We start from the raw sequence: 22,755 nt of genomic DNA, 5'->3' as shown, positions 1-22,755 counted from the left end.
TCAGTCACTTTTAGCTAATACAGATCCCAGGCGAGCGGCAATCCTCTGAGGGACTTGTCGCTGCACCGCCTGCACTGCCTGTTCAATCGCGACGGTAAATGCTCGCTGATTGGCGGCGCCATGACTCTTAATCACGATGCCGCGCAATCCTAACAGACAGGCGCCATTATACTGGTCGGGGTTGAGGTGACTGAATCGCCGCGTCAGGCTTTTTTGTAACCAACGCTTTAATAAAATCAGCCACCAGGACCTTTTTTTACCTTCTCCCTGCGATTTCAGCAGAGAAAGGAACATTCGTACGACCCCTTCCATGGTCTTCAACGTCACGTTTCCGGTGAAGCCATCACACACTAATACATCCGTTTTGCCCGTCAGCAACTCATTGGCTTCGAGATAACCAATATAGTTGATGGAGGGAACCTGTTTGAGTATTTCCGCAGCGTCGCGGATACTGTCCAGGCCTTTGGTCTCTTCTTCACCAATATTCAATAACGCAACGCGGGGATTAGTAATCCCGACCACGTCTTCTGCCAGCACCGACCCCATCACGGCAAACTGAGCCAGCATTGTACTATCACAATCTACGTTAGCGCCCAGATCGAGCACCACCGTTTTGCCCTTCTGCTGATGCGGTAACACCGTCACCAGCGCCGGACGCTCAATGCCCTCAATCGGCTTGAGCAATAATTTCGACAGCCCCATCAGCGCGCCAGTATTTCCCGCGCTGACGCAAGCCTGCGCTCGCCCTTCTTTCACCAGCTCCAGCGCCATTCGCATAGAGCTGCCGCGGCTATTACGAATAGCCTGCGATGGCCGGGCATCACTGGCAATAACTGACTGCGCAGGAATAATCTGCAGACGCGAACGTTGTTCAAAGTCAGCTTTTGCAAGTAATGGCGTAATTGTGTCGGGATTACCGACTAAAAGAAGTGTGAGTTGCGAATTAGAATTCAGTGCCTGCAATGCTGCAGGCACTGTCACGGTAGGGCCAAAATCTCCCCCCATGACATCTAACGCCAGGGTTAGACGTGTCAAGGTATCGTCGCAGCCTGGTTCGGTAAACTCCCCGTTTTCACGGGGAAGTTCCTCACTAAGCCTAATCACGCTGACGCGTGATTACTTAGTGATAACCTTGCGGCCGCGGTAGAAACCGTCAGCGGTGATGTGGTGACGCAGGTGTTTCTCACCAGAAGTCTTGTCTACAGACAGGCTGGTAACTGCGGTCAGCGCGTCATGGGAACGACGCATGCCACGTTTGGAACGGGTTGGTTTATTCTGTTGTACGGCCATGGACCTTACTCCTCAATTACTTACGCTTTAAGCTGGCTAATACGGCAAATGGATTTGGTTTTTGCGCTTCATCAGGCAGTTCCCCAAAGACCATGTCCGCCTCGGACACTTCACAGTGTTCAGAATCATGCACCGGAACGACTGGCAGGGAGAGGATGACTTCATCTTCAACCAGCGCCAGAAGATCGATTTCACCGAATTCGTTAACCTCAATCGGTTCATACGCTTCCGGGAGTGCTTCAGCCTGTTCGTCAGAACGAACCGGACTGAAACAATACGTTGTGTGAACATGCTGTACAAACGGTTTCCCGCAGCGCTGACATTCGAGCGTTACCGTCACCTTTGCATCACCGGTTAAAACGGCGAGGCGCTGGTTGTCGATAGCGAACGACATGGAGCACTCTACATCACTGTCCACACTGACTACAGATTCGGCAATACGCTCAGCCTGATCGGAAGAATAGATTCCTTCGTAATCGAGGCGTTTTTGAGCCGTACGAACCGGATCAAGAGTCAGGGGTAATTTTACCTTTTGCATAGGGCGCGCATATTAACTTTGTAACGTCATAGAGTCAAAGAAAAAGGCAACCAGAGCTGCCTTTTGCCAATTATTCGCACACATTGCGGCCTGTAGTTTAAAATGGCTGGCATCGATACGCTATATCTGGTGATAAAAATATGCCAAATCTCGTCCTTGCTTCCACTTCACCTTATCGCCGAATGCTGCTGGAAAAGCTCGGGATCCCGTTTGAATGCGCCGCGCCGGAGGTGGATGAAACGCCACAGCCGGGCGAGTCACCGCGTCATCTGGTGACCCGTCTCGCGAAAGAGAAAGCACAGTCGCTGGCCGTACGTTACCCCGCTCATCTGATTATAGGCTCCGATCAGGTTTGTGTGCTGGACGGCGAAATCACCGGTAAACCGCATACGGAAGAAAACGCCTGCCAGCAGCTTTTGCGTGCGCGAGGCAGTATCGTGACCTTTTATACCGGCCTGGCGCTTTATAATTCCGCCTCCGGTCATCTGCAAACCGAGTGTGAGCCATTTGATGTGCACTTCCGTCATCTCAGCGAGGAGGAGATTATGGATTACGTGCGTCGGGAACGTCCTCTGAACTGCGCAGGGAGTTTCAAAAGTGAAGGACTGGGAATTGCACTGTTCGACAAGCTGGACGGGCGGGATCCCAACACGCTGGTGGGGTTGCCGCTGATTGCGCTGTGCCAGATGTTAAGGCGAGAAGAGTGTAATCCGCTGACGATGTGATTTTTGCCCAGCAGCGCTTCGCTTGTATGGGCCTACGGGTTTCGTAGGCCGGGTAAGCGCAGCGCCACCCGGCACATAATCAGCCGCGCAGAACTTTCAGGCAGCGTTTCAACTGATCATCCAGCGGCGCTTCAATACGGATAACTTCACCGGTATTAGGATGGGTAAACTTCAGCGCTGCCGCATGCAGGAACAGACGCGACAGCCCCGTACCCGCCAACTGCTTATCAAACTCGCGATCGCCATAGCGATCGTCGAACGCAATCGGATGGCCTGCAAACTGGGTATGGACGCGAATCTGGTGAGTACGCCCCGTCACCGGACTACAGCGCACCAGCGTGGCGAATTCGTAGCGCTCTTCTACTTTAAATCGCGTCTCAGACGGTTTCCCTTCCTGATTAACACGAACAATGCGCTCACCGCTTTGCAGAATATTTTTCAGCAGCGGCGCCTGCACCACTTTCACGTGGGACTGCCACTGGCCGCGCACCAGCGCCAGATAATCTTTCTGCATCCCTTTTTCGCGCAGCTGTTCATGCAGGGAACGCAGTGCAGAACGTTTTTTCGCCACCAACAGCACGCCTGAGGTATCACGGTCAAGACGGTGAACCAGTTCGAGGAAACGCGCTTCCGGGCGCAGCGCACGTAAACCTTCGATCACGCCGAAGCTCAGACCGCTCCCCCCGTGTACCGCCGTTCCGGACGGTTTATTCAGCACCAGAATGTGGTCGTCCTCATAAAGGATAACGTCGCTCAAAGCCGCGACTTTTTGCAGCTTCGGAGAAACGACCTCTTCTTCACGCTCTGCAACACGTACCGGTGGAATGCGGACTTCATCGCCCGCCTCGAGCTTGTACTCGGGCTTCACACGTTTTTTGTTCACCCGCACCTCACCCTTACGCAAGATGCGATAAATCATACTTTTTGGCACACCCTTCAAATGGGTGCGCAAAAAATTATCGATACGTTGCCCCGCCTCGTCGTCGGCGATGGCAACCATTTTTACGGCTGGAGTCTCTGTTTTCATGGTTGGCGATTCTAAATAGCGTCTGACATTAGCGCCACTCATTTTTCTATGCTTATATTTACTTTTATCCGGACCACTCCCCTTTCGCGCAATCGATTTGGTGGTTATTAAACCAATCACCCCGTTGAAGTGAAGAAACTGTGAGTAACCGGGTGATAATTGGTAAAAGTCATCTTGCTATAACCCGGCGAGCAGTGGAATAATGAATCCGTTTTCCGCGTTAAATCCGGGTTTTGTAAGGATGTCGACGGAATGACCAATTTTGTCTGACCGATCATCCACGCAGCAATGGCGTAAGACGTATTGATCTTTCAGGCAGTTAGCGGGCTGCGGGTTGCAGTACTTCCCGGTATAAGGATTGTTCTCTGGAGAGTTTTCCCAGGCAATTCCCCTGATAATTGCGCTGTGTTTCCCTATGAAATACAGGCAACCGACACTCTGCGCCTCTTAAGCGAGCGACAACCGTGAGGTTGGCGACGTGAATAGACACGAGGCCATCGGTTCATACCCCGGAAAGCGTCACCTTGCCCGCAGCTTTGTCGTCAATGTAAGAATAACGAGTAAGTTACGATGAAAAGAATGTTAATCAACGCAACTCAGCAAGAAGAGTTGCGTGTCGCCCTTGTGGATGGGCAGCGCCTGTACGATCTGGATATCGAAAGTCCTGGACACGAACAGAAAAAAGCGAACATTTACAAAGGCAAAATCACCCGCATTGAACCAAGCCTTGAAGCTGCATTTGTCGATTACGGTGCTGAGCGTCACGGTTTCCTTCCTCTCAAAGAAATCGCCCGCGAATATTTTCCTGCAAACTACAACTCCCATGGCCGTCCGAACATCAAAGATGTTCTGCGTGAAGGTCAGGAAGTTATCGTCCAGATCGATAAAGAAGAGCGTGGCAACAAAGGTGCCGCGCTGACCACCTTTATCAGTCTGGCAGGAAGCTATCTGGTATTGATGCCAAACAACCCGCGAGCGGGTGGCATCTCTCGCCGTATCGAAGGCGATGACCGTACCGAGCTGAAAGAAGCACTGGCAAGTCTTGAACTGCCAGACGGCATGGGCCTTATCGTGCGCACCGCAGGCGTTGGCAAATCTGCCGAAGCGTTGCAGTGGGACCTGAGCTTCCGCCTGAAACACTGGGAAGCCATCAAGAAAGCGGCAGAAAGCCGTGCTGCGCCGTTCCTGATCCACCAGGAAAGCAACGTCATCGTGCGTGCCTTCCGTGATTATCTGCGTCAGGACATCGGTGAAATTCTGATTGATAACCCGAAAGTGCTTGAGCTGGCTCGCCAGCACATCGCCGCGCTGGGTCGCCCGGATTTCACCAGCAAAATTAAACTGTACACTGGTGAAATCCCGCTGTTCAGCCATTATCAGATTGAATCCCAGATCGAGTCTGCCTTCCAGCGTGAAGTGCGTCTGCCGTCCGGCGGTTCTATCGTTATCGATACCACCGAAGCGTTGACCGCCATCGACATCAACTCCGCGCGAGCAACCCGCGGCGGCGACATCGAAGAGACCGCCTTCAATACCAACCTTGAAGCCGCTGATGAAATCGCCCGCCAGCTCCGCCTGCGCGACCTGGGTGGTCTGATCGTTATCGACTTCATCGACATGACCCCGGTTCGCCATCAGCGTGCGGTTGAAAACCGTCTGCGTGAAGCGGTGCGCCAGGATCGCGCGCGTATCCAGATCAGCCATATTTCTCGCTTTGGCCTGCTGGAGATGTCCCGTCAGCGCCTCAGCCCGTCTCTGGGTGAGTCCAGCCATCACGTCTGCCCGCGCTGTTCCGGTACAGGTACCGTGCGTGACAATGAATCTCTCTCCCTCTCTATTCTGCGTCTGATTGAAGAAGAAGCGCTGAAAGAGAACACCAAAGAGGTTCACGCTATTGTTCCAGTGCCGATTGCCTCCTACCTGCTGAACGAAAAACGTGCAGCGGTGAGCGCAATCGAAGCGCGTCAGGGCGGCGTTCGCTGCATCATCGTGCCAAACGACGAGATGCAAACCCCGCACTATCACGTGCTGCGCGTGCGCAAAGGCGAAGAGACAAGCACCCTCAGCTACCTGCTGCCGAAGCTGCATGAAGAAGAAATGGCGCTGCCGTCTGATGAAGAGCCTGCCGAGCGTAAACTGCCTGAGCAGCCAGCTTTAGCGACCTTCATCATGCCGGAAGCACCGCCAGAAGCGACGCTGGAAAAACCAGCGGAAAAACCTGCTGTGCAGAAAGTGGCTCCTGCCGCGCCAAAAGCGCAGCCTGAGCAGCCTGGTCTCCTGAGCCGCATCATCGGTGCGCTGAAAAAAATGTTTGCCGCCGAAGAAGTTCAGCCTGAGGAGCCGAAAGAAGCGCCAAAAGAAGCGAAACCAGAGCGTCAGCAGGACCGTCGTAAGCGTCAGAACAACCGTCGCGACCGCAACGACCGTGGCGATCGTAATGAGCGCCGTGATAATCGTTCCGATAACAACGAAGGTCGTGAACAGCGCGAGGACAACCGTCGCAACCGTCGCGAGAAGCAACAGCAGAACGTTGAAGATCGTGAGATTCGCCAGCAGGCGGGCGATGAGTCCGAGAAGAGCAAACAGCGTGACGAGCAGCAGCCTCGCCGCGAGCGTAACCGTCGTCGTAACGATGACAAACGCCAGGCTCAGCAGGAAGTCAAAAACCTGAATCGCGAAGCGCCTGTAGAACAGCAGGACACTGAGCAGGAAGAGCGTACTCAGGTTATGCCGCGTCGTAAGCAGCGGCAGCTGACCCAGAAAGTACGTGTGGGTGTTGTTCAGGCCGAAGAAAACGACGTTATCGCGGTTGAAGCGGTTGAAAGCACAACGGGTACTCAGGTTGCGAAAGTTGACCTGCCAGCCGTAGTGGAAAATCAGGTTGAGCAGGACGAAAGCAGCGAAAACCGTGATAACGCAGGTATGCCGCGTCGCTCCCGCCGTTCTCCACGCCATCTGCGCGTGAGCGGTCAGCGTCGCCGTCGTTATCGTGACGAGCGTTACCCGACCCAGTCTCCAATGCCAATAACCGTGGCGTGCGCGTCACCTGAGATGGCATCCGGTAAAGTCTGGATCCGTTATCCGGTTGCACGTCCGGAGCAGGCTGTTGAAGAACAGGCTGTTACCGAAGAGGTGATTGCACCGGTCGTCGCGGTGGAAGACGTCGTGACTGAAGCGGCAACCGTGGTCGAACCGCAGGTTGTTGAAACAGCGCCGCCGCAGGCTGTGGAAGTGGAAACGACCCATCCTGAAGTGATTGCTGCGCCGGTTGATGCCGCACCGCAGATCATTGCCGAAGAAGATACCGTGGTGGCTGAAGAAGTCGCGGAAGACGCTAAGCCTGTATCCGCAGCAGAAGAGCCCGCAGACGTTGCCGTCGAAACGGTGACGGAAGAGGTTGTTCAGGACGTCGAGATTCAGGTTGAACCTGTTGTCGAAGAGGTCAAAGCGCCTGAAGTGAAATCTGAGCCGGTTGAGATCGTTGAAGCTGTAGCGCCTGCTCACATTGCTACCGCGCCAATGACTCGTGCCCCGGCACCTGAGTACGTGCCTGAAGCACCACGCCATAGTGACTGGGTTCGTCCGGAATTCAACTTCGAAGGTAAAGGTGCTGCCGGTGGTCACAGTGCGACGCACATGGCTACTGCCCCAGCTACTCGTCCTCAGCCTGTTGAATAACGCACGCTAAGACTGAAAGCCGACCTTCGGGTCGGCTTTTTTATGGCTGTTGCAGCGGCTTTCTCATACCGGTGACCTCCGGCATTATCTGCCGCATCAGCTCCAGAAAACGCCGCAAGCGCGCCGGATAATAGCGTGACCAGGGATAAACCAGATGTACCGGTAGCGCTGCTGGCTGCCACTCTGGCAGTAAATGCACCAGTCGCCCTTCCCGAATATCATCCTGTACCGTCCAGCTGGATACCACCGCCACGCCTAGCCCGGTGAGTGCCGTATTGCGCGCTACATACAGGCTGTCGGTACTCAGGCGTGGCGTAATGGTAACTCTCGCCGGGGTGGGTGTTGCCTCGTGGAAGAGTTCCACATGGCGTTGATAAAAAGAGCTGATTGCAATCCAGGGGAGATGTTGCAGATCGTCCGGCGTGTTAACCGCGGGAAAACGGGCCAGGAGTGCCGGTGACGCTACCACCGAGCGCGGCACTTCAGCCAGTAGCACAGACACGGTTGCCGGATCGACTTCCACGCCCACCCGAATAGCACAGTCAAGGTTGTCGCCGAGGAAATCAACCGAGCGATCGTTAAGCATCCACTCAACAGAAAGCTGGGGATAGCGCTGCAAAAATTGGGTTAACGGTTTTAGTAGCTGATCCTGGCCAAACGCGTGAGGCGCGCGCACCCTCAGCACCCCGACCGGTTCATCTTCCGTCTGCCCCACCTCGTCTTCCAGCGCCAGCCAGCTGTCAATTACCCGTCGGGCATGCTGATAGCAACGTTCACCGTCATCGGTAAGCCGTGTGGTATGGGTTGTGCGCAGTATCAGGCGCACGCCCAGCATGGTTTCAAGTGACTGCAACCGTCGGCTCACCGTGGCCTGGGTTGTTGCCAGCTGACGTGCCGCCGCAGAAAGGGACCCCGCCTCCACAATGCGAACAAAGGTTCGCATCAGTTCTACACGATCTATACGCTCACTCCGTTTCATATCATTTGCACCTATACGCTACACGTATAAGCGTTTTACCACCGCGCCCGCTACCGTCGCAAGGCGTACTGATAAAAAATAGCCGCACACGACGAATGAGGAACATCTTATGAACACAACTGCCACCCGGGCCATAAGCCGCTGGGTAATCTTAATGCTGGCGCTCGGTGCGGGCTTCAGCGTGGCATCCATCTATTATGCCCAGCCTCTGCTGCCGCTGATGGGCTCAGACCTGCACCTGAGCATCGAAGGCATGGGCATGGTCCCGACGCTCACCCAGGCGGGTTATGCCTTAGGTATCCTGTTTCTGCTCCCGCTCGGCGATCGTTATGACCGCAGAACGTTGATCCTGATAAAAAGTGCAGCTCTGGCGCTGTTCCTGCTGGGTTGTAGCCTGACCGGACAACTGCATTCCCTGCTGCTCACCAGCCTGCTGATTGGCATGGCCGCCACCATGGCGCAGGATATTGTCCCGGCCGCAGCGATCCTCGCGCCGGAAGGCAAACAGGGAAAAACGGTCGGCACGGTGATGACCGGCCTGCTGCTGGGGATTTTGCTCTCCAGAACCGTGAGCGGCGTGGTGGGTGAAGCCTTTGGCTGGCGAGTGATGTATCAGCTGGCCGCCGCAAGCATTGCCTTTATCGGCGTGGTGATGTGGGCCGTACTTCCCCGCTTCGCCGTTCATTCCACGCTGAGCTACCCGGCACTGATGCGCTCCATGGAACACCTCTGGCGTCGCTACCCGGCGCTGCGTCGGGCTGCGCTGGCTCAGGGTTTTCTGTCGATTGCCTTTAGTGCATTCTGGTCGACGCTGGCGGTCATGCTGCTGGAACGGTATCACCTTGGCAGCGCCGTGGCGGGTGGTTTTGGTATTGCCGGAGCCGCAGGCGCGCTGGCCGCACCGCTGGCAGGCGGTCTGGCCGATAAGCTGGGCGCCGGTAAAGTGACCCAACTGGGTGCCGCGCTGGTGACCCTCTCGTTTGCCCTGATGTTCCTGATGCCAGCCCTGGGTGTACACGGCCAGTTGCTCCTGATTGCCCTCTCCGCGGTCGGTTTTGATCTCGGTTTGCAGTCCAGCCTCGTGGCGCACCAGAACCTGGTCTACAGCCTTGAGCCGCAGGCCCGTGGGCGCCTTAACGCCCTGCTGTTTACCGTCATTTTCATCGGAATGGCGCTGGGTTCGGCATTAGGCAGCAATATCTATACGCTGGCAGGCTGGACGGGCGTGGTAGCACTGGCAACCCTGTGTGGTGCCATTGCGCTGGCTATCAGAGTGATTGAAAGCGCCCGGGTGGTGTCCGCTCAGGCAGAAAGTGTGTAAAAAAAATGCCCAACCCGGACGGGTTGGGCAGTCAAAACATGCCCAGTTTCAAGACATGTCAAACAGGTCAGAGTCTTATCTGTTCATCTGGAACAAAGACATACCCTGCATATCGCTAAAGGCTTTATACGAGGCCTGCAACGCCGCCTGCTGCATGGTGTAGGACGAAATCACCGAGTTCCAGTCTACGTCAACCAGGTTACTCATCTGCTGGGTCTGACCCAGCGCGCGGTCTTCACCCAGAGCGTCCAGCTTGCCCAGCTCGTCCAGCTTGATGCCGAGATCGGCGCGCACGGTCAGCACGTTGTTGAGGGAGTTGCTCAGGCCACGGTTGGCTTTATCAATAGCCGCCGTAAATGCTTCAGCCTTCGTTTCGTCATCGCCAATCGGCTTATTCAGCGCTTCAATTGCGGAGTCGAGGATCTTGAACAAATTCGTTTCCGGCGTACTACCATCTGGCTCTGGCTTCGCATTGCTGGTGAAGCTATCGAAAACTTCAGTGCCCGTATGGCTGATTTGCATCGTGCGCGCAGAGTCAACCTGCTGGCTGATTGGCGTTCCGCCGCCCTTATAATCACCCGTAGCCTGGTCGAAAGCCGCCGCTTCGGTTTTGTAACCGGAAAAAATATAGCGACCGTTACCGTCCGTGCTGTTAGCCAGGTTCATGAGCTGATCGCGAATACCTTGCAGGTTCGTTGCCAGCGAAGCGCGGTCATCGTCACTTAACGTACCGTTGCCCGCATTGACAATCTTTTCCTGAGCAGCCTGGATAGCGGTTGTCACTTGCGATAACACGTTTTCTTCCAGCGAGACTTTCGTCGTAGCGAAGGAGCGCGCCAGCGCATACTGGCTATTTTGCGTTTGGGCCTGAGAGAGCACAACGGCCTGCGAAGCGGCAATCGGATCGTCAGACGGACGGTTGATACGCTTCCCCGTAGACATCTGCTCGCCGTAGCTGAGCCAGAGGCTTTGGGAGTTCGTCACGCCGCGCATGCTTTGCTCATACATCATTTGAGTACTAATACGCATTTTTTATGCCTCAGCCTTAGCGGATATTGATCAATGCATCAAACAGCGTGCTCGCCGTTTGCAGCACCTGCGCATTCGCCAGATAGTACTGCTGATAGCGTTGCAGGTTGCCATACTCTTCATCCAGGTTAACCCCGGAGATTGACTGCTGTTGTTTGGTCAGCTGCGTAACAACGTTAACTTTGGTTTCGCTGCTGGTTTTCAGCGACGCCGTGGTGCTGCCCACCGTACTGACCAGCGCGGCATAAGCATCGTTAAAGGTTTTGTTCCCCCCCACCAGCTTGGCGCTCTGCAAATCCAGCAGCTTTTGGCCATTGGTATTGTCGCTTTCGCCGCTTCCTTTCGCGGAAGCCATCGCCAGTTTGGATTCGTCGCTGATCGCAACGTCCATATTCACGATAACGTCATTCACCGGCTTCACGATAAAGCTGTCTTTATTATTGGCCGAGCCGCTAATGTTGACGTTGAGGCCATCAAACGACAGATTACCGCTGGTATCCGGCATAGCCGTGAAGCTGGTGTTGTCTGACAGACGGGTGATGGTCCAGTCAGTACCGTTATACTCAACTTTGTAGTTTGTCGCCTGGACCTTGGTACTGTCCGTCATCGTTGCCGTCACGGACGCGCTTCCGGTGTTCTTACCGTTACTCAGCACTGCCGGGGAGCCAAAATCAAACAGCTTGCCGCCTGCGTCCCCGTTGGCATCAAAGCCCGCCTGGTGCTGGGTATTCATGGCATCCGCAAACGCCAGCGCCATCTGGTTAAGCGTATTTCGCGCCTGATCCAGATCCTGAGAACGGAACGTTAACAGCCCCCCAAGCGACCCCGTGGTGATCTGTTTTTCTGAGATCTCCACGTTGCCTGCTGCGGCATCCACATACGCAATCGTTGTACGTGCAGGGTCCGCGCTGGATTTCACCGCAGCCAGCTGGCTGGCGTTGCTGCCCTGTACCAGGGTGTAGCCGTTGGCGATAGAGATGTTGTAGGTGCCGCTGTCCTGTACGGTCACGTCCACACCGACAATTTTGTTCAGTTCGCTCACCAGCTGATCGCGCTGATCGAGCAGTTCGTTCGGGGATGCGCCCGCCCCTACGCCAGTCAGCCGGGAAATCTGATCGTTAAGGTTGGCAATCTGCTTCGCATAGTTATTGATCTGATCGACGCTGGTAGAAATCGCCGTATTGACCTGCGCATCCTGATCGCGGAGATATTGATCGTTAGTTTTGAACTGGTTTACCAGACCATCTGCCTTCCCGAGTACCGTCTGGCGTGCAGCCGGATCTTCTGCGTTACTCACCAGCGTTTGCAGGCTTTTAAAGAAATCCTGGAGGTTGGCAGAAAGCGAGTTCGTGGTATCCGACAGCACGTCGTCAATTTTTGACATCTGCTGGTAGCGCGTGGTCAGGCCGCTGCTCTGGTTCTGCGCCGCGCGCAGCTGGTTGGTAATAAACGCATCATATTCACGCTGAACGCCGGAGACATAGACCCCGTTACCCACCCAGCCGCCGCCGGTCAGGGTGCTGTTTGATGCGCCCAGAATGGTAGTCTGGCGGGTATAACCTGCCACGTTGTAGCTTGAAATATTATTACTGACGGTATTGAGTGCCGACTGCGCAGCACTGAGGCCACTCATGGCGCTGTTAATCAAACTGGACATGGGGGTTCCTTTTATACGTTCAGACACGAGTCCTGATGAAGGTTATCGGCAACCTCCACCGGGACTTGAGAACTTTCAGAACAGATTTTCGAGATCTGTGCTATATGCTTTGCTGACCTTCTCAGACATGGATTTCAGCTGCTGGATCATGCTGGTCAGCTTGCGTGCATAGTTTGGATCGGTCGCGTAGCCGGCATTCTGCAATGCCTGAGCGCCCTGCTCTGGCGTGGTGGCCTGGGTCACGGCGGTGTAACGCGGATTCCGGCTCAGCAGCCCGACATAATCCGACAACGCTTCCAGATACGAGCTGTAGACGCGGAATTTGGCTTTCACCTTCACTGCCGCACCGTTCTCATATTCGGTGGTGGTAATTTCCGTGGTCGGCCCCTTCCAGCTGGAGGTGGCCTTCACGCCAAAGATGTTGAAGCTCGGCTCGCCGTTCTCCCTGCGGATCTGACGTTGCCCCCAGCCCGACTCCAGCGCCGCCTGCGCCAGAATCAGATGGTGTGGCACGCCGCTTTCTTCACTGGCAAGACGTGCCGGCAGGGAGAGCTGCGCCAGGAAGTCTTTGCTGTCGCCGGAGAGCGGCTCGTCACGCGCTTCTGTCGGCTTCGGCATCGCCTTACGCACCATCTGCGTCAGCGCCTGATTTTGATAACTGGTCACCTTTTCCAGATCAAACTTCAGCGGCACCTGCGGCGGAGCCTCTTCAGGTGGCAGCCCCTGAGCGGCTGCGGTCTGTTTCACAATCATGTCCGCCAGGCCGAGCCCCTTTCCGGCGGTCATTTGCTGGGCAATCTGCTGATCGTACATGCTGGTGTAAAGCCGTGTGGAATCGCTGCTGAACATGCCATCTTTCGGCAGGGTTTCACGCATGCTTTTCAACATCATCTGCACGAACATGCCTTCCACCTGACGGGCAACCGGGCGGATATTCGCCGCCGGATCCTTGCCCGCTTTGGTTTTGAGCTCGTTGAGCGACTGGGCATCCCAGGCGGCACTGGTCAACAGTTTGCTATCGGTCAGCATTTAGATGATTTCCAGTTTAGCGCGCAGGCAGCCTGCACTTTGCATGGATTGCAGAATGGACATCAGATCCATTGGCGTTGCACCCAGCGCGTTCAGGGCACGTACCACGCTGTTCAGGTTGGCGCTGGAGCGCACGCTCTGCAACGATCCACCGCTCTGTCGTAAATCAATCTGCGTTTGCGGGGTTACTACCGTCTGACCGCCACCAAACGGGGTATCCGGCTGGCTGACGTTGGCCGAGCGGTTAACCGTGACGGAGAGATTGCCCTGCGCCACGGCGCAGCTGTCCAGCGTCACTTCGCGGTTCATCACCACCGATCCGGTACGGGAGTTGATAATGACTTTTGCATCCTGCACCGACACGTTCACTTCCATATTCTGGATATCGGCCAGCATCCGCACCTGGTTGCTGCTACCGGTTGACGTGCGGATCTGCACGGTGCGGGCATCCAGCGCGGTGGCGCTGCCGTAACCCCGGCTGCGGTTGATGGTGTCAGCAATCTGCTGCGCCATCGTGAAGTCTTCGTTATTCAGTTGCAGGTTAATGGTGTTGCCGGTGCCGAACTGGGTCGGCAGCTCACGTTCGATGATCGCGCCGTTGGTAATACGTCCCCCGTTCAGCTGGTTCACCTGCACGCTGCTGCCGCCCGCCGACGCACCTGCCCCGCCAACCAGAATGTTGCCCTGCGCCAGAGCATACACCTGGCTGTCGACGCCTTTCAGCGGCGTCATCAACAACGTACCGCCGCGCAGGCTTTTGGCGTTACCCATCGACGAGACAACCACGTCGATGGTTTGCCCCTGACGCGCAAAGGCCGGATAAGACGCGGTCACCATCACCGCCGCCACGTTTTTCAGCTGCATGTTGGTCCCCGCCGGTACGGTAATACCGAGCTGAGAGAGCATGTTGTTCAGGCTCTGGGTGGTGAACGGCGTCTGGGTCGTCTGGTCACCCGTCCCATCCAGCCCCACCACCAGGCCGTAGCCAATCAGGGAGTTTTCGCGCACGCCCTGCACGCTGGTGAGATCGCGAATGCGATCGGCCTGCGCAACGGTAGCGACCAGCGACAGCGCCACGGCGAAGAGAAATTTATACATAGGTCACCTCGCTTACATCGGCGATAAGTTAAGGAAGAAGCGTTGCAGCCAGCCCATATTTTGCGCTTCGTTGATGTAGCCGTTGCCGACGTACTCAATGCGCGCATCCGCCACCTGTGTGGACGGTACGGTGTTGGTGCCGCTGATAGTGCGAGGGTTAACCACACCGGAGAAGCGAATGAATTCCGTACCCTGGTTAATGGCGATCTGTTTTTCGCCCACCACGTGCAGGTTGCCGTTCACCAGAACCTGGTCAACCGTTACCGTCAGCGTTCCGCTGAAGGTATTGCTGGCGTTCGCGCCACCTTTACCGTTAAAGGTGTTGCCGCCGGAGGCTTCCACATCCGCACGGGCGTTGCCGAACAGCCCTTGCAGATAGCGCGGTACGGTGTCAAAGCCAAAATTGGTTTTGCCGTCGCGGCTGGCATTCGCCGACGAGCTCTTGCTCGCGCTGACGTTTTCCTGCAACACAATGGTCAGCGTATCGCCGACGTTACGCGGACGACGGTCTTCAAACAGCGGCTGATAACCGTAGTTAATCGGCTGCGCGGTCTGGAAAATAGAGCCGTTCACCACCGGCGAGGGGCCGGGAACGGGTTGGGCGGTAGTCGCACCCTGTACCAATGGTTTAGACGGGATCCAGGCACACCCGCTGAGGGTGACAACCAGAACAGTCAGGATCGGATAACGAAACGCCGCGTTTTTTTGCATTGCCTTCATCTTCGAAAACAGGGAGCCGGTGCGACGTTTACCGCACCGGGCTACACCTTAGAGTTGCGTCAGTTTTTGCAGCATCTGGTCGGTCGTCGACACTGCTTTACTGTTAATTTCATAGGCGCGCTGGACCTGGATCATATTCACCAGTTCTTCCGCCACGTTAACGTTCGAGGTTTCCACATACCCCTGGTACAGCAGCCCCGCACCGTTCAGGCCGGGGGTACTTTCATTTGGCGTTCCGGAAGACTGCGTTTCGGTGTAGAGGTTCTCACCGATGCTTTCCAGTCCGGTATCGTTCATGAAGGTCGTCAGGTTGAGCTGACCAACCTGGACCGGCGCGGCCTGACCTTGCTGAGTGACGCTGACGATACCGTCACGGCCAATGGTGATGCTCAGCGCGTTCGCCGGGATGGTGATCGCAGGCTGAACCTGGAAGCCGCCCGCCGTCACCAGCTGACCATTCTGATCCACCTGGAACGAACCATCGCGGGTATAGGCGGAGGTCCCGTCAGGCAGTTGCACCTGGAAGAAACCCTGACCTTTGATGGCAACGTCTTTGCTGTTGTTGGTCTGGGACAGATTGCCCTGGCTGTGCAGACGCTCGGTAGCGACCGGGCGGACGCCGGTACCAATTTGCAGACCGGACGGCAGCGTGGTTTGCTCAGAAGACTGCGCCCCTGGCTGACGAATCGTTTGATAAAGCAAATCTTCGAAAACCGCACGCTGGCGCTTGAAACCATTGGTGCTGACGTTTGCCAGGTTGTTGGCAATTACATCCATATTGGTTTGCTGTGCGTCCAGACCGGTTTTCGCGATCCATAAAGAACTGATCATAGGGAGTCCTGTTAACTCATAGCCAGAAGTTGGTTAGCCTTGCCTGCGTTTTCATCGACGCTGCTGATGATTTTCATCTGCATTTCGAAGCGGCGGGCGCTGGCGATCATGTCGGTCATGGCTTCGACCGGTTTGACGTTACTGCCTTCCAGCACGCCGGACATCACGCGGATGGTCGGGTCGGCCTGTAACGTGGCGCCACGCGTGGCCTGCGCCGCCTGGGTCAGACGGAACATCCCGTCATCACCACGCTGCACTTCGTTGCCTTCCGCTTTCACCAGCTTCAGACGACCGACAGGCGCAACGGTGTTGGCCGGGTCGCCCGGATTCAATGCCGAGATCGTCCCGTCTGCCGCAATGGTCAACTCTGACCCTTCCGGCACCGTCAGCGGACCGGCTTCGCCCATCACCGGATGCCCCTGAATCGTCAACTGTCCGGTGGCACTCACCTGAATGTTACCGTTGCGGGTATACCCTTCTGCGCCGTCAGCCGTTTGCACAGCCAGCCAGCCGTCCTGCTGAAGGGCAACGTCCAGCGGACGCGCGGTGTAATCCATCTGGCCTGGCGTCATGTCGGCGCCCGGCGTGGAGGCGGTGACCAGCGTACGCGTGGGCAATGACAGCCCTTCTACCGGCACCGCACGCAGTGCGTTGAGCTGTGCACGAAAACCAGGCGTGGAGGCGTTCGCCAGGTTGCTGGCGGTAACAGCCTGCTGATTGAGCGTCTGGCTTGCAGCCCCCATCGCTGTATATATTGCGTGATCCATTGCGCTTTCCCGTCAGCCGCTTAACGCAGGTTAACCAGCGTGTTGAGGATCTGATCCTGGGTTTTGATGGTCTGCGCGTTGGACTGGTAGTTACGTTGCGCGACAATCATGTTCACCAGCTCTTTACTCAGATCGACGTTGGAGGCTTCAAGCGCGCCGTTGGTCAGCGTGCCGAAGTTACCGGAACCCGCGGTACCCAGCAGGGCAACACCGGAAGACTGCGTGGCGGACCAGACGTTATCCCCTTCGGACTTCAGGCCTTCGTTGTTGGCAAAGTTAGCCAGCACGATCTGGCCCAGCACCTGGGTCTGTTCGTTGGAGTAGTTACCGACAACGGTGCCGTCATCGTTGATCTGGTAGCTCACCAGATCGCCCGGCTTATAACCGTTCTGGCTCGTCGCCACGATGTTGTTCGCACCGGTGTTCTGCTGCATGGAGTTCGCGAAACTCATTTTGAAGGTTGCCGCCGTTGCACCAGTGATCTCCCCGGTCTCGATATCGACTTCCCCACCGCCGGTCAACACACCGCTCTCATTAAAGACCAATGTGGTTGCCAGTTTCGCTGCATCTCCCGCTACGCTGCCGTCCTGCGAATACACCTTCCAGGAGTTAGCTGGAGTAGCGTCTTTGACATAGAACAGGTTCATGTTGTGCGCATTACCCTGGCTGTCAAACACCGTCACGGTGCCTTTCTTGTTGTAAGAGTCAGGGTTGGCCGGGTCGAATGCGACGGTTGGCGCGGTATCGGTGGAGTTCAGGTTGATCTGCTGAGAGGCCGTGGTGGTGGACTTCGCCGCCATCAGCGTCGTTGGGATGGTGATCGCCTGCGGATTCGCACCGGTTTGCACCGTCGGCGGCGTGCCGGCAACCGGATATCCGGTTAACTGTAGCCCCTGCATGTTCACCAGGTTACGGTTTTCATCCAGCTTAAACTGGCCGTTGCGGCTGTAGAACACGGAACCGTTGGCATCCACCATACGGAAGAAACCGTTCTGGCTGATGGCGACATCCAGACCACGACCGGTGTTGGTGGTCGTCCCGTCGGTGAAGTCCTGGGTGATACCCGCAACCTTCACGCCCAGGCCCACTTTAGAGCCTGCAAACATATCTGCAAAAGACGCAGAACCGGATTTAAAACCATAGGTCGCGGAGTTGGCGATGTTGTTGCCAATGACGTCCAGGTTGGTGGCCGCAGCATTCAGGCCGCTGACCGCTTGAGAAAAGGCCATGACTTACTCCTGATAAGTATGAAGGCTTAGATAATCTGCCGAACTTCGTCGAGTGTGGTGGTACCGGAGGTACCCAAATCCAGTTTGTTGCCATCGCTACCTTTGATGACGCCCTGAACCAGGGCAAACTGTAGCGGCTGAGCCACCAGCTGCGTGGTGCCGTTGCTGGCGCTAATCGCAACCTGATACGAGCCGTTAGGCGCTTTAGTGCCGTCGGTCAGGCTGCCATCCCAGGTAAAGGTATGAACGCCCGCTTTAAGCTCGCCAATCTCAATCGTGCGCACCACGTTGCCGCTGGCGTCTTTGATGGTGGCGGTGACTTTGTCGGCTGGCTGCTGCAACTCAACGCCAAACGGCGTCGTGGTGGTGGTGGACGTGCCATCGGTGGTGCTGGTGCCCGCCAGAATCGTGGTCCCCGGGATCATCACCCCGTGACCGATCAGGTTGGCGGCCTGCAAGGACTGGCTGTTATCGATTTGACCGGAGACCGAGCCGAGCGTGGTGTTCAGTTTCTCAATGCCGCTGACGGTACTGATCTGCGCAAGCTGCGTGGTCAGTTCGTTATTCTGCATCGGATTGGTCGGGTCCTGATTTTTCAGCTGTGCCACCAGCAGGGTAAGAAAGCTGCTCTGTAAATCGGAGGCATTGCTCCCGGTGAGAGAGCTGGAACCGGTTGCACTACTGGTGCTGTTGACGCCGGTATTTGTCGGGTCATTCACGTTTACGGCGATGGACATGCGTGTCTCCTTTACTGGCCGAGAGTGAGTGTTTTGAGCATCATGCTCTTCACGGTATTAAGCACTTCGACGTTTGCCTGGTAGCTGCGTGACGCGGACATGGAGTTCACCATCTCCCCGACCACATCCACGTTCGGCATTTTCACGTAGCCGCTGGCATCCGCGAGCGGGTTGCCTGGCTCGTAAACCAGCTTGTCGGGCGCCTGGCTCTCAACCACGTCCGCCACTTTCACGCCGCCCGTTGCCGCACCCGGTGCAGCATCAACCTGGAAGACGACCTGTTTAGCGCGATACGGTTGTCCGTCAGGTCCTGTCACGCTGTCGGCGTTGGCCAGGTTACTGGCTGCCACGTTCAGTCGTTTGGACTGCGCCGTTAATGCCGAACCGGCGATATCAAAAATATTCAGCAAGGCCATTTACTAATTGCCCCCCTGCAGGACGGTCATCATGCCTTTGATTTGCCCGCCGAGTAGCGTCAGGCCTGTCTGGTATTGCAGGCTGTTATCGGCAAACTGTGTGCGCTCCCGGTCCATGTCGACGGTATTGCCGTCAAGCGAGGGCTGATCGGGGACACGATAAAGTAAGTCAGTTGTTGGCGCGGTCATCGCCTGAGCGGGAATATGCCGTGAGGATGTCAGGGCAAGTGAGACACCCGTCCCTTCGGCACGTCCACGCTCCATCACTTTTTTGAGTTCACTGGAAAAATCAATATCGCGCGCCTGATACCCGGGGGTGTCCGCGTTGGCGATATTGGCGGCTAAAATTTCCTGCCGCTGGGCGCGTAAGTTGAGCGCTTCCTGCTGAAAACGTAACGCGGCGTCGAGTTTATCGAGCATGTCTCCTCCGCTGATGAGAAAATTTCAGTTCACAGCTTAAATCTCACCCCGTCTCCCCTATCGACGGAATAAGCGCAAAATGCGTCGCTATTTGTTGCGTTGATGGAAAACCACTGCGGGTAGAATTTGCTTAATTCTGGACATGGTGGAACGTGCGATGCGGACTTTTAAACGTGGCCTTGCGGCGACCCTGCTGCTTTTGAGCCCTCTTGTGCAGGCTGAGGGGTTAGAGAACCAGCTCAATGCATTCTTTGCGCAGAAGCTGGCCGGTTTCAGCGATGACGTACGCGTGACCGTACGCACCCCGCCTAACCTTTACCCTTCCTGCGAAGCCCCGTCATTTAGCGTGACCGGCAGCACCCGATTATGGGGCAACGTGAATGTGCTGGCGCGTTGCGCCAACGAAAAACGTTATTTACAGGTTGCGGTTCAGGCGACAGGCAATTATGTTGTCGCCGCCGTTCCCATTCCCCGGGGCAGCCTGCTGCAACCAGACAGCGTAACGCTGAAGCGAGGCCGTCTGGATCAGCTTCCACCGCGGACGATGCTGGATATTAACCAGGCTCAGGAGGCAGTCAGCCTGCGCGATGTCGCTCCTGGACAGGCGATACAGCTCTCTATGCTGCGCCAGGCGTGGCGGGTGAAGGCGGGACAACAGGTGATGGTGGTCGCCAATGGCGAAGGCTTTAGTATCAACAGTGAAGGAAAAGCGCTGAATAATGCCGCAGTGGCGCAAAATGCCCGGGTCAGAATGTCCTCAGGCCAGGTGGTCAGCGGCACGGTCGGTCCTGATGGGAATATTCTGATTAACCTGTAATCTTTTTAAAGATTTCGCGGCGACTGCCGATAAATATTCAACAAATGATGATGTCAGGCGCAAACGCCGCGAACCCTCGATGAGGACAACACTATGAGCATTGATCGTACATCAGCCCTGAAGCCGGTTAGCACTGTACAACCTCGCGAAACGAATGAGGCTGCCCCGCAAAAAACGCGTCTGGAAAAAACCTCGACGGCTAACAGCACGAGCGTCACGCTGAGCGATGCGCAGTCGAAGCTGATGCAGCCAGGCAGCAGCGATATCAACATGGAACGAGTTGAAGCGCTGAAAACGGCTATCCGTAACGGCGAACTGAAAATGGATACCAGCAAAATCGCTGATGCGCTGATTCAGGACGCACAGAGTTTCCTCCAGAGTAACTAACCGTATGAGTCGACTGTCAGAAATACTGGATCAGATGACGGTGGTCCTGAACGACCTGAAAACGGTGATGGACGCAGAACAGCACCACCTCTCTTCTGGTCAAATCAACGGCAGCGCGTTGCAACGCATTACTGAAGATAAAAGCTCGCTGCTGGCGACCCTGGATTATCTGGAAAAACAGCGACGCGCTGAGCAAGACACGAAACGCAGCGCCAATGATGAGATCAACGAACGCTGGCAGACCATTACAGAAAAAACCCAGCATCTTCGCGATCTCAACCAGCATAACGGCTGGCTGCTGGAAGGTCAGATTATCCGTAATCAGCAGGCGCTTGAGGTGTTAAAGCCCTATAAAGAGCCGGGGCTGTACGGTGCGGATGGTCAAACGGCCACGGCACGTATCACGGGCGGGAAAAAGATTTCGATTTGACGCACTAGCGGCATGTCATGAAGCGGGGAGCACCTTCTGGTGACTCCCCTTTTGGCGTTTATACCGTGCGGCGGGTAAACTCTTTCACCTTGAAGCCAAGCACCGCCAGCGTGGCAAAGTACGCCACCACCCCGACCACCACCACGGCCATCAGACGCATCAGGCGGTAAGGCATGGTGCCCTGCGCCCACTCAGGCATGACATACAACATGCCAACCAGCGCGGCCGCCATCACTACTACCGCGATCGCCAGACGCAGCAGGAAGCTTGCCCAGCCCGGCTGCGGTGTGAAGATATCCTGCTTACGCAGCTGCCAGTACAGCAGCCCGGCGTTGAGACAGGCCGCCAGACCAATCGACAGTGACAGACCCGCGTGTTTCAGCGGACCAATAAACGCCAGGTTCATCAGCTGCGTCATGATCAGCGTCACAATGGCAATCTTAACCGGCGTTTTGATGTCCTGACGTGAATAGAAACCGGGCGCAAGCACCTTCACGACAATCAGCCCCATCAGCCCCACCGAGTAGGCTACCAGTGCGCGCTGGGTCATGGCGGCATCAAAGGCGGTGAATTTTCCATACTGGAACAACGACACCGTCAGCGGTTTCGCCAGGATCCCCAGCGCCACCGCGCTTGGCAGCGCCAGCAGAAAACAGAGACGCAGACCCCAGTCCATCAGGCGGCAGTATTCATCGTGGTTGCCGCTGGCGAAACTTTTCGACAGCGACGGCAGCAGAATAGTCCCCAGCGCCACGCCCAGCACCCCGGATGGAAACTCCATCAGCCGGTCGGCGTAGTACATCCAGGACACCGAGCCCGACACCAGGAAAGAGGCGAAGATGGTATTGATGATGAGCGAGATTTGGCTGACGGACACGCCGAGTATTGCCGGTCCCATCTGTTTGATAACGCGCATTGCGCCCGCATCTTTGAAATTAATGCGCGGCAGAACCAGCATGCCGATCTTTTTCAGGTGCGGGAGCTGGTAAGCAAGCTGTAACACCCCGCCGACGGTCACGGCCCAGGCCAACGCCAGCACCGGTGGGTTAAAATGCGGCGCGGCGAACAGCGCAAAGCCAATCATGCTGACGTTAAGGAACGTGGGGGCAAAGGCCGGCACGGAGAAGCGGTTCCAGGTATTCAGGATGGCACCCACCAGCGACGCCAGCGAAATCAGCAGAATATAGGGGAAGGTTATCCGCAGCAGTTGCGTCGTCAGGGCAAATTTATCCGCCGTGTCGGCAAAGCCCGGCGCCGTTACCATGATTACCCAGGGCGCTGCCAGCATCCCCAGTACGGTCACGATCGCCAGCGCCAGCGTCAGTAAACCGGAAACGTACGCCACAAAGACGCGGGTGGCATCTTCGCCCTGCTTGCTTTTATATTCCGCGAGGATCGGGACAAATGCCTGTGAGAAAGCCCCTTCGGCAAAAATACGGCGCAGCAGGTTCGGCAGCTTGAACGCAACGAAAAAGGCGTCAGTCGCCATCCCTGCGCCAAAAACCCTTGCCACAATGGCATCGCGAGCAAAGCCAAGCACGCGGGAAAACATGGTCATCGAGCTGACGGCCGCCAGCGATTTTAATAAGTTCATTAACGTGAAGTTCCACAACCCTACGGATTTCCAGGA

Annotated in this window: 23 protein-coding genes; 6 read left to right on the top strand and 17 right to left on the bottom strand. The window is 56.2% G+C overall.

Annotated elements, in window-relative coordinates; genetic code table 11:
- The 3 genes from plsX to yceD form a co-directional block, all read right to left on the bottom strand.
- Positions 1-1,035, bottom strand: a complete 1,035-nt coding sequence (gene plsX / locus ACQG03_RS08645) for a phosphate acyltransferase PlsX (protein WP_152811225.1) — start codon at positions 1,033-1,035, stop codon at positions 1-3.
- A gap of 81 nt (positions 1,036-1,116) precedes the next feature.
- Positions 1,117-1,290, bottom strand: coding sequence for a 50S ribosomal protein L32 (rpmF, locus tag ACQG03_RS08640; RefSeq protein WP_003857964.1), 174 nt, complete (start codon positions 1,288-1,290; stop codon positions 1,117-1,119).
- A 16-nt stretch (positions 1,291-1,306) separates the two neighbouring features.
- Complete coding sequence (gene yceD, locus ACQG03_RS08635; RefSeq protein WP_003857966.1) at positions 1,307-1,828, bottom strand: 23S rRNA accumulation protein YceD; 522 nt, start codon at positions 1,826-1,828, stop codon at positions 1,307-1,309.
- Between the two features lie 140 nt (positions 1,829-1,968).
- Here yceD and ACQG03_RS08630 point away from each other — a divergent pair, with 140 nt between their 5' ends.
- Complete coding sequence (locus ACQG03_RS08630) at positions 1,969-2,553, top strand: Maf family protein (protein WP_032622147.1); 585 nt, start codon at positions 1,969-1,971, stop codon at positions 2,551-2,553.
- Positions 2,554-2,632: 79 nt separating this feature from the next.
- Here ACQG03_RS08630 and rluC read toward each other — a convergent pair whose 3' ends face one another.
- A complete protein-coding gene (gene rluC, locus ACQG03_RS08625; RefSeq protein ID WP_074148392.1) occupies positions 2,633-3,580 on the bottom strand; it encodes a 23S rRNA pseudouridine(955/2504/2580) synthase RluC in 948 nt (315 codons plus the stop codon).
- Between the two features lie 570 nt (positions 3,581-4,150).
- Between rluC and rne the strand changes: the two genes are divergently transcribed.
- Complete coding sequence (gene rne / locus ACQG03_RS08620) at positions 4,151-7,258, top strand: ribonuclease E (RefSeq protein WP_048966504.1); 3,108 nt, start codon at positions 4,151-4,153, stop codon at positions 7,256-7,258.
- Between the two features lie 40 nt (positions 7,259-7,298).
- Here rne and ACQG03_RS08615 read toward each other — a convergent pair whose 3' ends face one another.
- The gene (locus ACQG03_RS08615) at positions 7,299-8,237 is read right to left on the bottom strand and encodes a LysR family transcriptional regulator (protein ID WP_063163640.1); all 939 of its coding nucleotides are present in this window, start codon (positions 8,235-8,237) and stop codon (positions 7,299-7,301) included.
- Between the two features lie 109 nt (positions 8,238-8,346).
- Between ACQG03_RS08615 and ACQG03_RS08610 the strand changes: the two genes are divergently transcribed.
- The gene (locus tag ACQG03_RS08610) at positions 8,347-9,558 is read left to right on the top strand and encodes an MFS transporter (RefSeq protein ID WP_063163641.1); all 1,212 of its coding nucleotides are present in this window, start codon (positions 8,347-8,349) and stop codon (positions 9,556-9,558) included.
- Positions 9,559-9,633: 75 nt separating this feature from the next.
- On the opposite strand, the gene flgL is transcribed toward ACQG03_RS08610, so the two are convergent.
- The 11 genes from flgL to flgB all read right to left on the bottom strand — a co-directional run bounded on the left by flgL (position 9,634) and on the right by flgB (position 19,491).
- On the bottom strand, positions 9,634-10,587 hold the full coding sequence (gene flgL / locus ACQG03_RS08605) for a flagellar hook-associated protein FlgL (protein ID WP_032624480.1): 954 nt from the start codon (positions 10,585-10,587) through the stop codon (positions 9,634-9,636).
- Positions 10,588-10,603: 16 nt separating this feature from the next.
- The gene (gene flgK / locus ACQG03_RS08600) at positions 10,604-12,244 is read right to left on the bottom strand and encodes a flagellar hook-associated protein FlgK (protein ID WP_045307939.1); all 1,641 of its coding nucleotides are present in this window, start codon (positions 12,242-12,244) and stop codon (positions 10,604-10,606) included.
- A 75-nt stretch (positions 12,245-12,319) separates the two neighbouring features.
- A complete protein-coding gene (gene flgJ, locus ACQG03_RS08595; RefSeq protein ID WP_023305862.1) occupies positions 12,320-13,273 on the bottom strand; it encodes a flagellar assembly peptidoglycan hydrolase FlgJ in 954 nt (317 codons plus the stop codon).
- Positions 13,274-14,371, bottom strand: coding sequence for a flagellar basal body P-ring protein FlgI (locus tag ACQG03_RS08590; protein WP_022647728.1), 1,098 nt, complete (start codon positions 14,369-14,371; stop codon positions 13,274-13,276).
- Positions 14,372-14,383: 12 nt separating this feature from the next.
- A complete protein-coding gene (gene flgH / locus ACQG03_RS08585) occupies positions 14,384-15,082 on the bottom strand; it encodes a flagellar basal body L-ring protein FlgH (RefSeq protein ID WP_063163642.1) in 699 nt (232 codons plus the stop codon).
- A gap of 57 nt (positions 15,083-15,139) precedes the next feature.
- Positions 15,140-15,922, bottom strand: a complete 783-nt coding sequence (flgG, locus tag ACQG03_RS08580) for a flagellar basal-body rod protein FlgG (RefSeq protein WP_000625853.1) — start codon at positions 15,920-15,922, stop codon at positions 15,140-15,142.
- Positions 15,923-15,933: 11 nt separating this feature from the next.
- Positions 15,934-16,689: a flagellar basal body rod protein FlgF gene (locus tag ACQG03_RS08575; protein ID WP_022647727.1), complete on the bottom strand. Its 756-nt coding sequence runs from the start codon at positions 16,687-16,689 to the stop codon at positions 15,934-15,936.
- A 20-nt stretch (positions 16,690-16,709) separates the two neighbouring features.
- Complete coding sequence (gene flgE, locus ACQG03_RS08570) at positions 16,710-17,918, bottom strand: flagellar hook protein FlgE (protein WP_045622627.1); 1,209 nt, start codon at positions 17,916-17,918, stop codon at positions 16,710-16,712.
- Positions 17,919-17,944: 26 nt separating this feature from the next.
- Complete coding sequence (gene flgD, locus ACQG03_RS08565; RefSeq protein WP_003857994.1) at positions 17,945-18,655, bottom strand: flagellar hook assembly protein FlgD; 711 nt, start codon at positions 18,653-18,655, stop codon at positions 17,945-17,947.
- 11 nt (positions 18,656-18,666) lie between these two features.
- Complete coding sequence (gene flgC, locus ACQG03_RS08560) at positions 18,667-19,071, bottom strand: flagellar basal body rod protein FlgC (protein ID WP_003857997.1); 405 nt, start codon at positions 19,069-19,071, stop codon at positions 18,667-18,669.
- Positions 19,072-19,074: 3 nt separating this feature from the next.
- The gene (gene flgB / locus ACQG03_RS08555) at positions 19,075-19,491 is read right to left on the bottom strand and encodes a flagellar basal body rod protein FlgB (RefSeq protein ID WP_045622629.1); all 417 of its coding nucleotides are present in this window, start codon (positions 19,489-19,491) and stop codon (positions 19,075-19,077) included.
- Between the two features lie 157 nt (positions 19,492-19,648).
- Between flgB and flgA the strand changes: the two genes are divergently transcribed.
- From flgA to flgN, 3 genes are all read left to right on the top strand, one after another.
- On the top strand, positions 19,649-20,308 hold the full coding sequence (gene flgA, locus ACQG03_RS08550) for a flagellar basal body P-ring formation chaperone FlgA (protein ID WP_022647723.1): 660 nt from the start codon (positions 19,649-19,651) through the stop codon (positions 20,306-20,308).
- 93 nt (positions 20,309-20,401) lie between these two features.
- Complete coding sequence (gene flgM / locus ACQG03_RS08545) at positions 20,402-20,695, top strand: flagellar biosynthesis anti-sigma factor FlgM (protein ID WP_003858002.1); 294 nt, start codon at positions 20,402-20,404, stop codon at positions 20,693-20,695.
- 4 nt (positions 20,696-20,699) lie between these two features.
- Positions 20,700-21,125 carry a flagella biosynthesis chaperone FlgN gene (flgN, locus tag ACQG03_RS08540; protein WP_022647721.1) on the top strand — a complete coding sequence of 142 codons (426 nt, stop codon included), beginning with the start codon at positions 20,700-20,702 and terminating at the stop codon, positions 21,123-21,125.
- Positions 21,126-21,183: 58 nt separating this feature from the next.
- Here flgN and murJ read toward each other — a convergent pair whose 3' ends face one another.
- The gene (gene murJ / locus ACQG03_RS08535) at positions 21,184-22,719 is read right to left on the bottom strand and encodes a murein biosynthesis integral membrane protein MurJ (RefSeq protein WP_017384735.1); all 1,536 of its coding nucleotides are present in this window, start codon (positions 22,717-22,719) and stop codon (positions 21,184-21,186) included.
- Positions 22,720-22,755: the final 36 nt, after the last annotated feature.

The sequence above is a fragment of the Enterobacter cloacae complex sp. 342H5 genome, from assembly GCF_050030905.1.
GTDB classification, from domain to species: Bacteria; Pseudomonadota; Gammaproteobacteria; order Enterobacterales; family Enterobacteriaceae; genus Enterobacter; species Enterobacter intestinihominis.
This window is presented reverse-complemented; position numbering and strand designations above follow the sequence as displayed.

Coding starts and splice junctions, on each gene's coding strand:
- rpmF (WP_003857964.1), bottom strand. CDS start 1,290: ATGGCCGTACAACAGAATAAACCAACCCGTTCCAAACGTGGCATGCGT.
- yceD (WP_003857966.1), bottom strand. CDS start 1,828: ATGCAAAAGGTAAAATTACCCCTGACTCTTGATCCGGTTCGTACGGCT.
- ACQG03_RS08630 (WP_032622147.1), top strand. CDS start 1,969: ATGCCAAATCTCGTCCTTGCTTCCACTTCACCTTATCGCCGAATGCTG.
- rluC (WP_074148392.1), bottom strand. CDS start 3,580: ATGAAAACAGAGACTCCAGCCGTAAAAATGGTTGCCATCGCCGACGAC.
- rne (WP_048966504.1), top strand. CDS start 4,151: ATGAAAAGAATGTTAATCAACGCAACTCAGCAAGAAGAGTTGCGTGTC.
- ACQG03_RS08615 (WP_063163640.1), bottom strand. CDS start 8,237: ATGAAACGGAGTGAGCGTATAGATCGTGTAGAACTGATGCGAACCTTT.
- ACQG03_RS08610 (WP_063163641.1), top strand. CDS start 8,347: ATGAACACAACTGCCACCCGGGCCATAAGCCGCTGGGTAATCTTAATG.
- flgL (WP_032624480.1), bottom strand. CDS start 10,587: ATGCGTATTAGTACTCAAATGATGTATGAGCAAAGCATGCGCGGCGTG.
- flgK (WP_045307939.1), bottom strand. CDS start 12,244: ATGTCCAGTTTGATTAACAGCGCCATGAGTGGCCTCAGTGCTGCGCAG.
- flgJ (WP_023305862.1), bottom strand. CDS start 13,273: ATGCTGACCGATAGCAAACTGTTGACCAGTGCCGCCTGGGATGCCCAG.
- ACQG03_RS08590 (WP_022647728.1), bottom strand. CDS start 14,371: ATGTATAAATTTCTCTTCGCCGTGGCGCTGTCGCTGGTCGCTACCGTT.
- flgH (WP_063163642.1), bottom strand. CDS start 15,082: ATGCAAAAAAACGCGGCGTTTCGTTATCCGATCCTGACTGTTCTGGTT.
- flgG (WP_000625853.1), bottom strand. CDS start 15,922: ATGATCAGTTCTTTATGGATCGCGAAAACCGGTCTGGACGCACAGCAA.
- ACQG03_RS08575 (WP_022647727.1), bottom strand. CDS start 16,689: ATGGATCACGCAATATATACAGCGATGGGGGCTGCAAGCCAGACGCTC.
- flgE (WP_045622627.1), bottom strand. CDS start 17,918: ATGGCCTTTTCTCAAGCGGTCAGCGGCCTGAATGCTGCGGCCACCAAC.
- flgD (WP_003857994.1), bottom strand. CDS start 18,655: ATGTCCATCGCCGTAAACGTGAATGACCCGACAAATACCGGCGTCAAC.
- flgC (WP_003857997.1), bottom strand. CDS start 19,071: ATGGCCTTGCTGAATATTTTTGATATCGCCGGTTCGGCATTAACGGCG.
- flgB (WP_045622629.1), bottom strand. CDS start 19,491: ATGCTCGATAAACTCGACGCCGCGTTACGTTTTCAGCAGGAAGCGCTC.
- flgA (WP_022647723.1), top strand. CDS start 19,649: ATGCGGACTTTTAAACGTGGCCTTGCGGCGACCCTGCTGCTTTTGAGC.
- flgM (WP_003858002.1), top strand. CDS start 20,402: ATGAGCATTGATCGTACATCAGCCCTGAAGCCGGTTAGCACTGTACAA.
- flgN (WP_022647721.1), top strand. CDS start 20,700: ATGAGTCGACTGTCAGAAATACTGGATCAGATGACGGTGGTCCTGAAC.
- murJ (WP_017384735.1), bottom strand. CDS start 22,719: ATGAACTTATTAAAATCGCTGGCGGCCGTCAGCTCGATGACCATGTTT.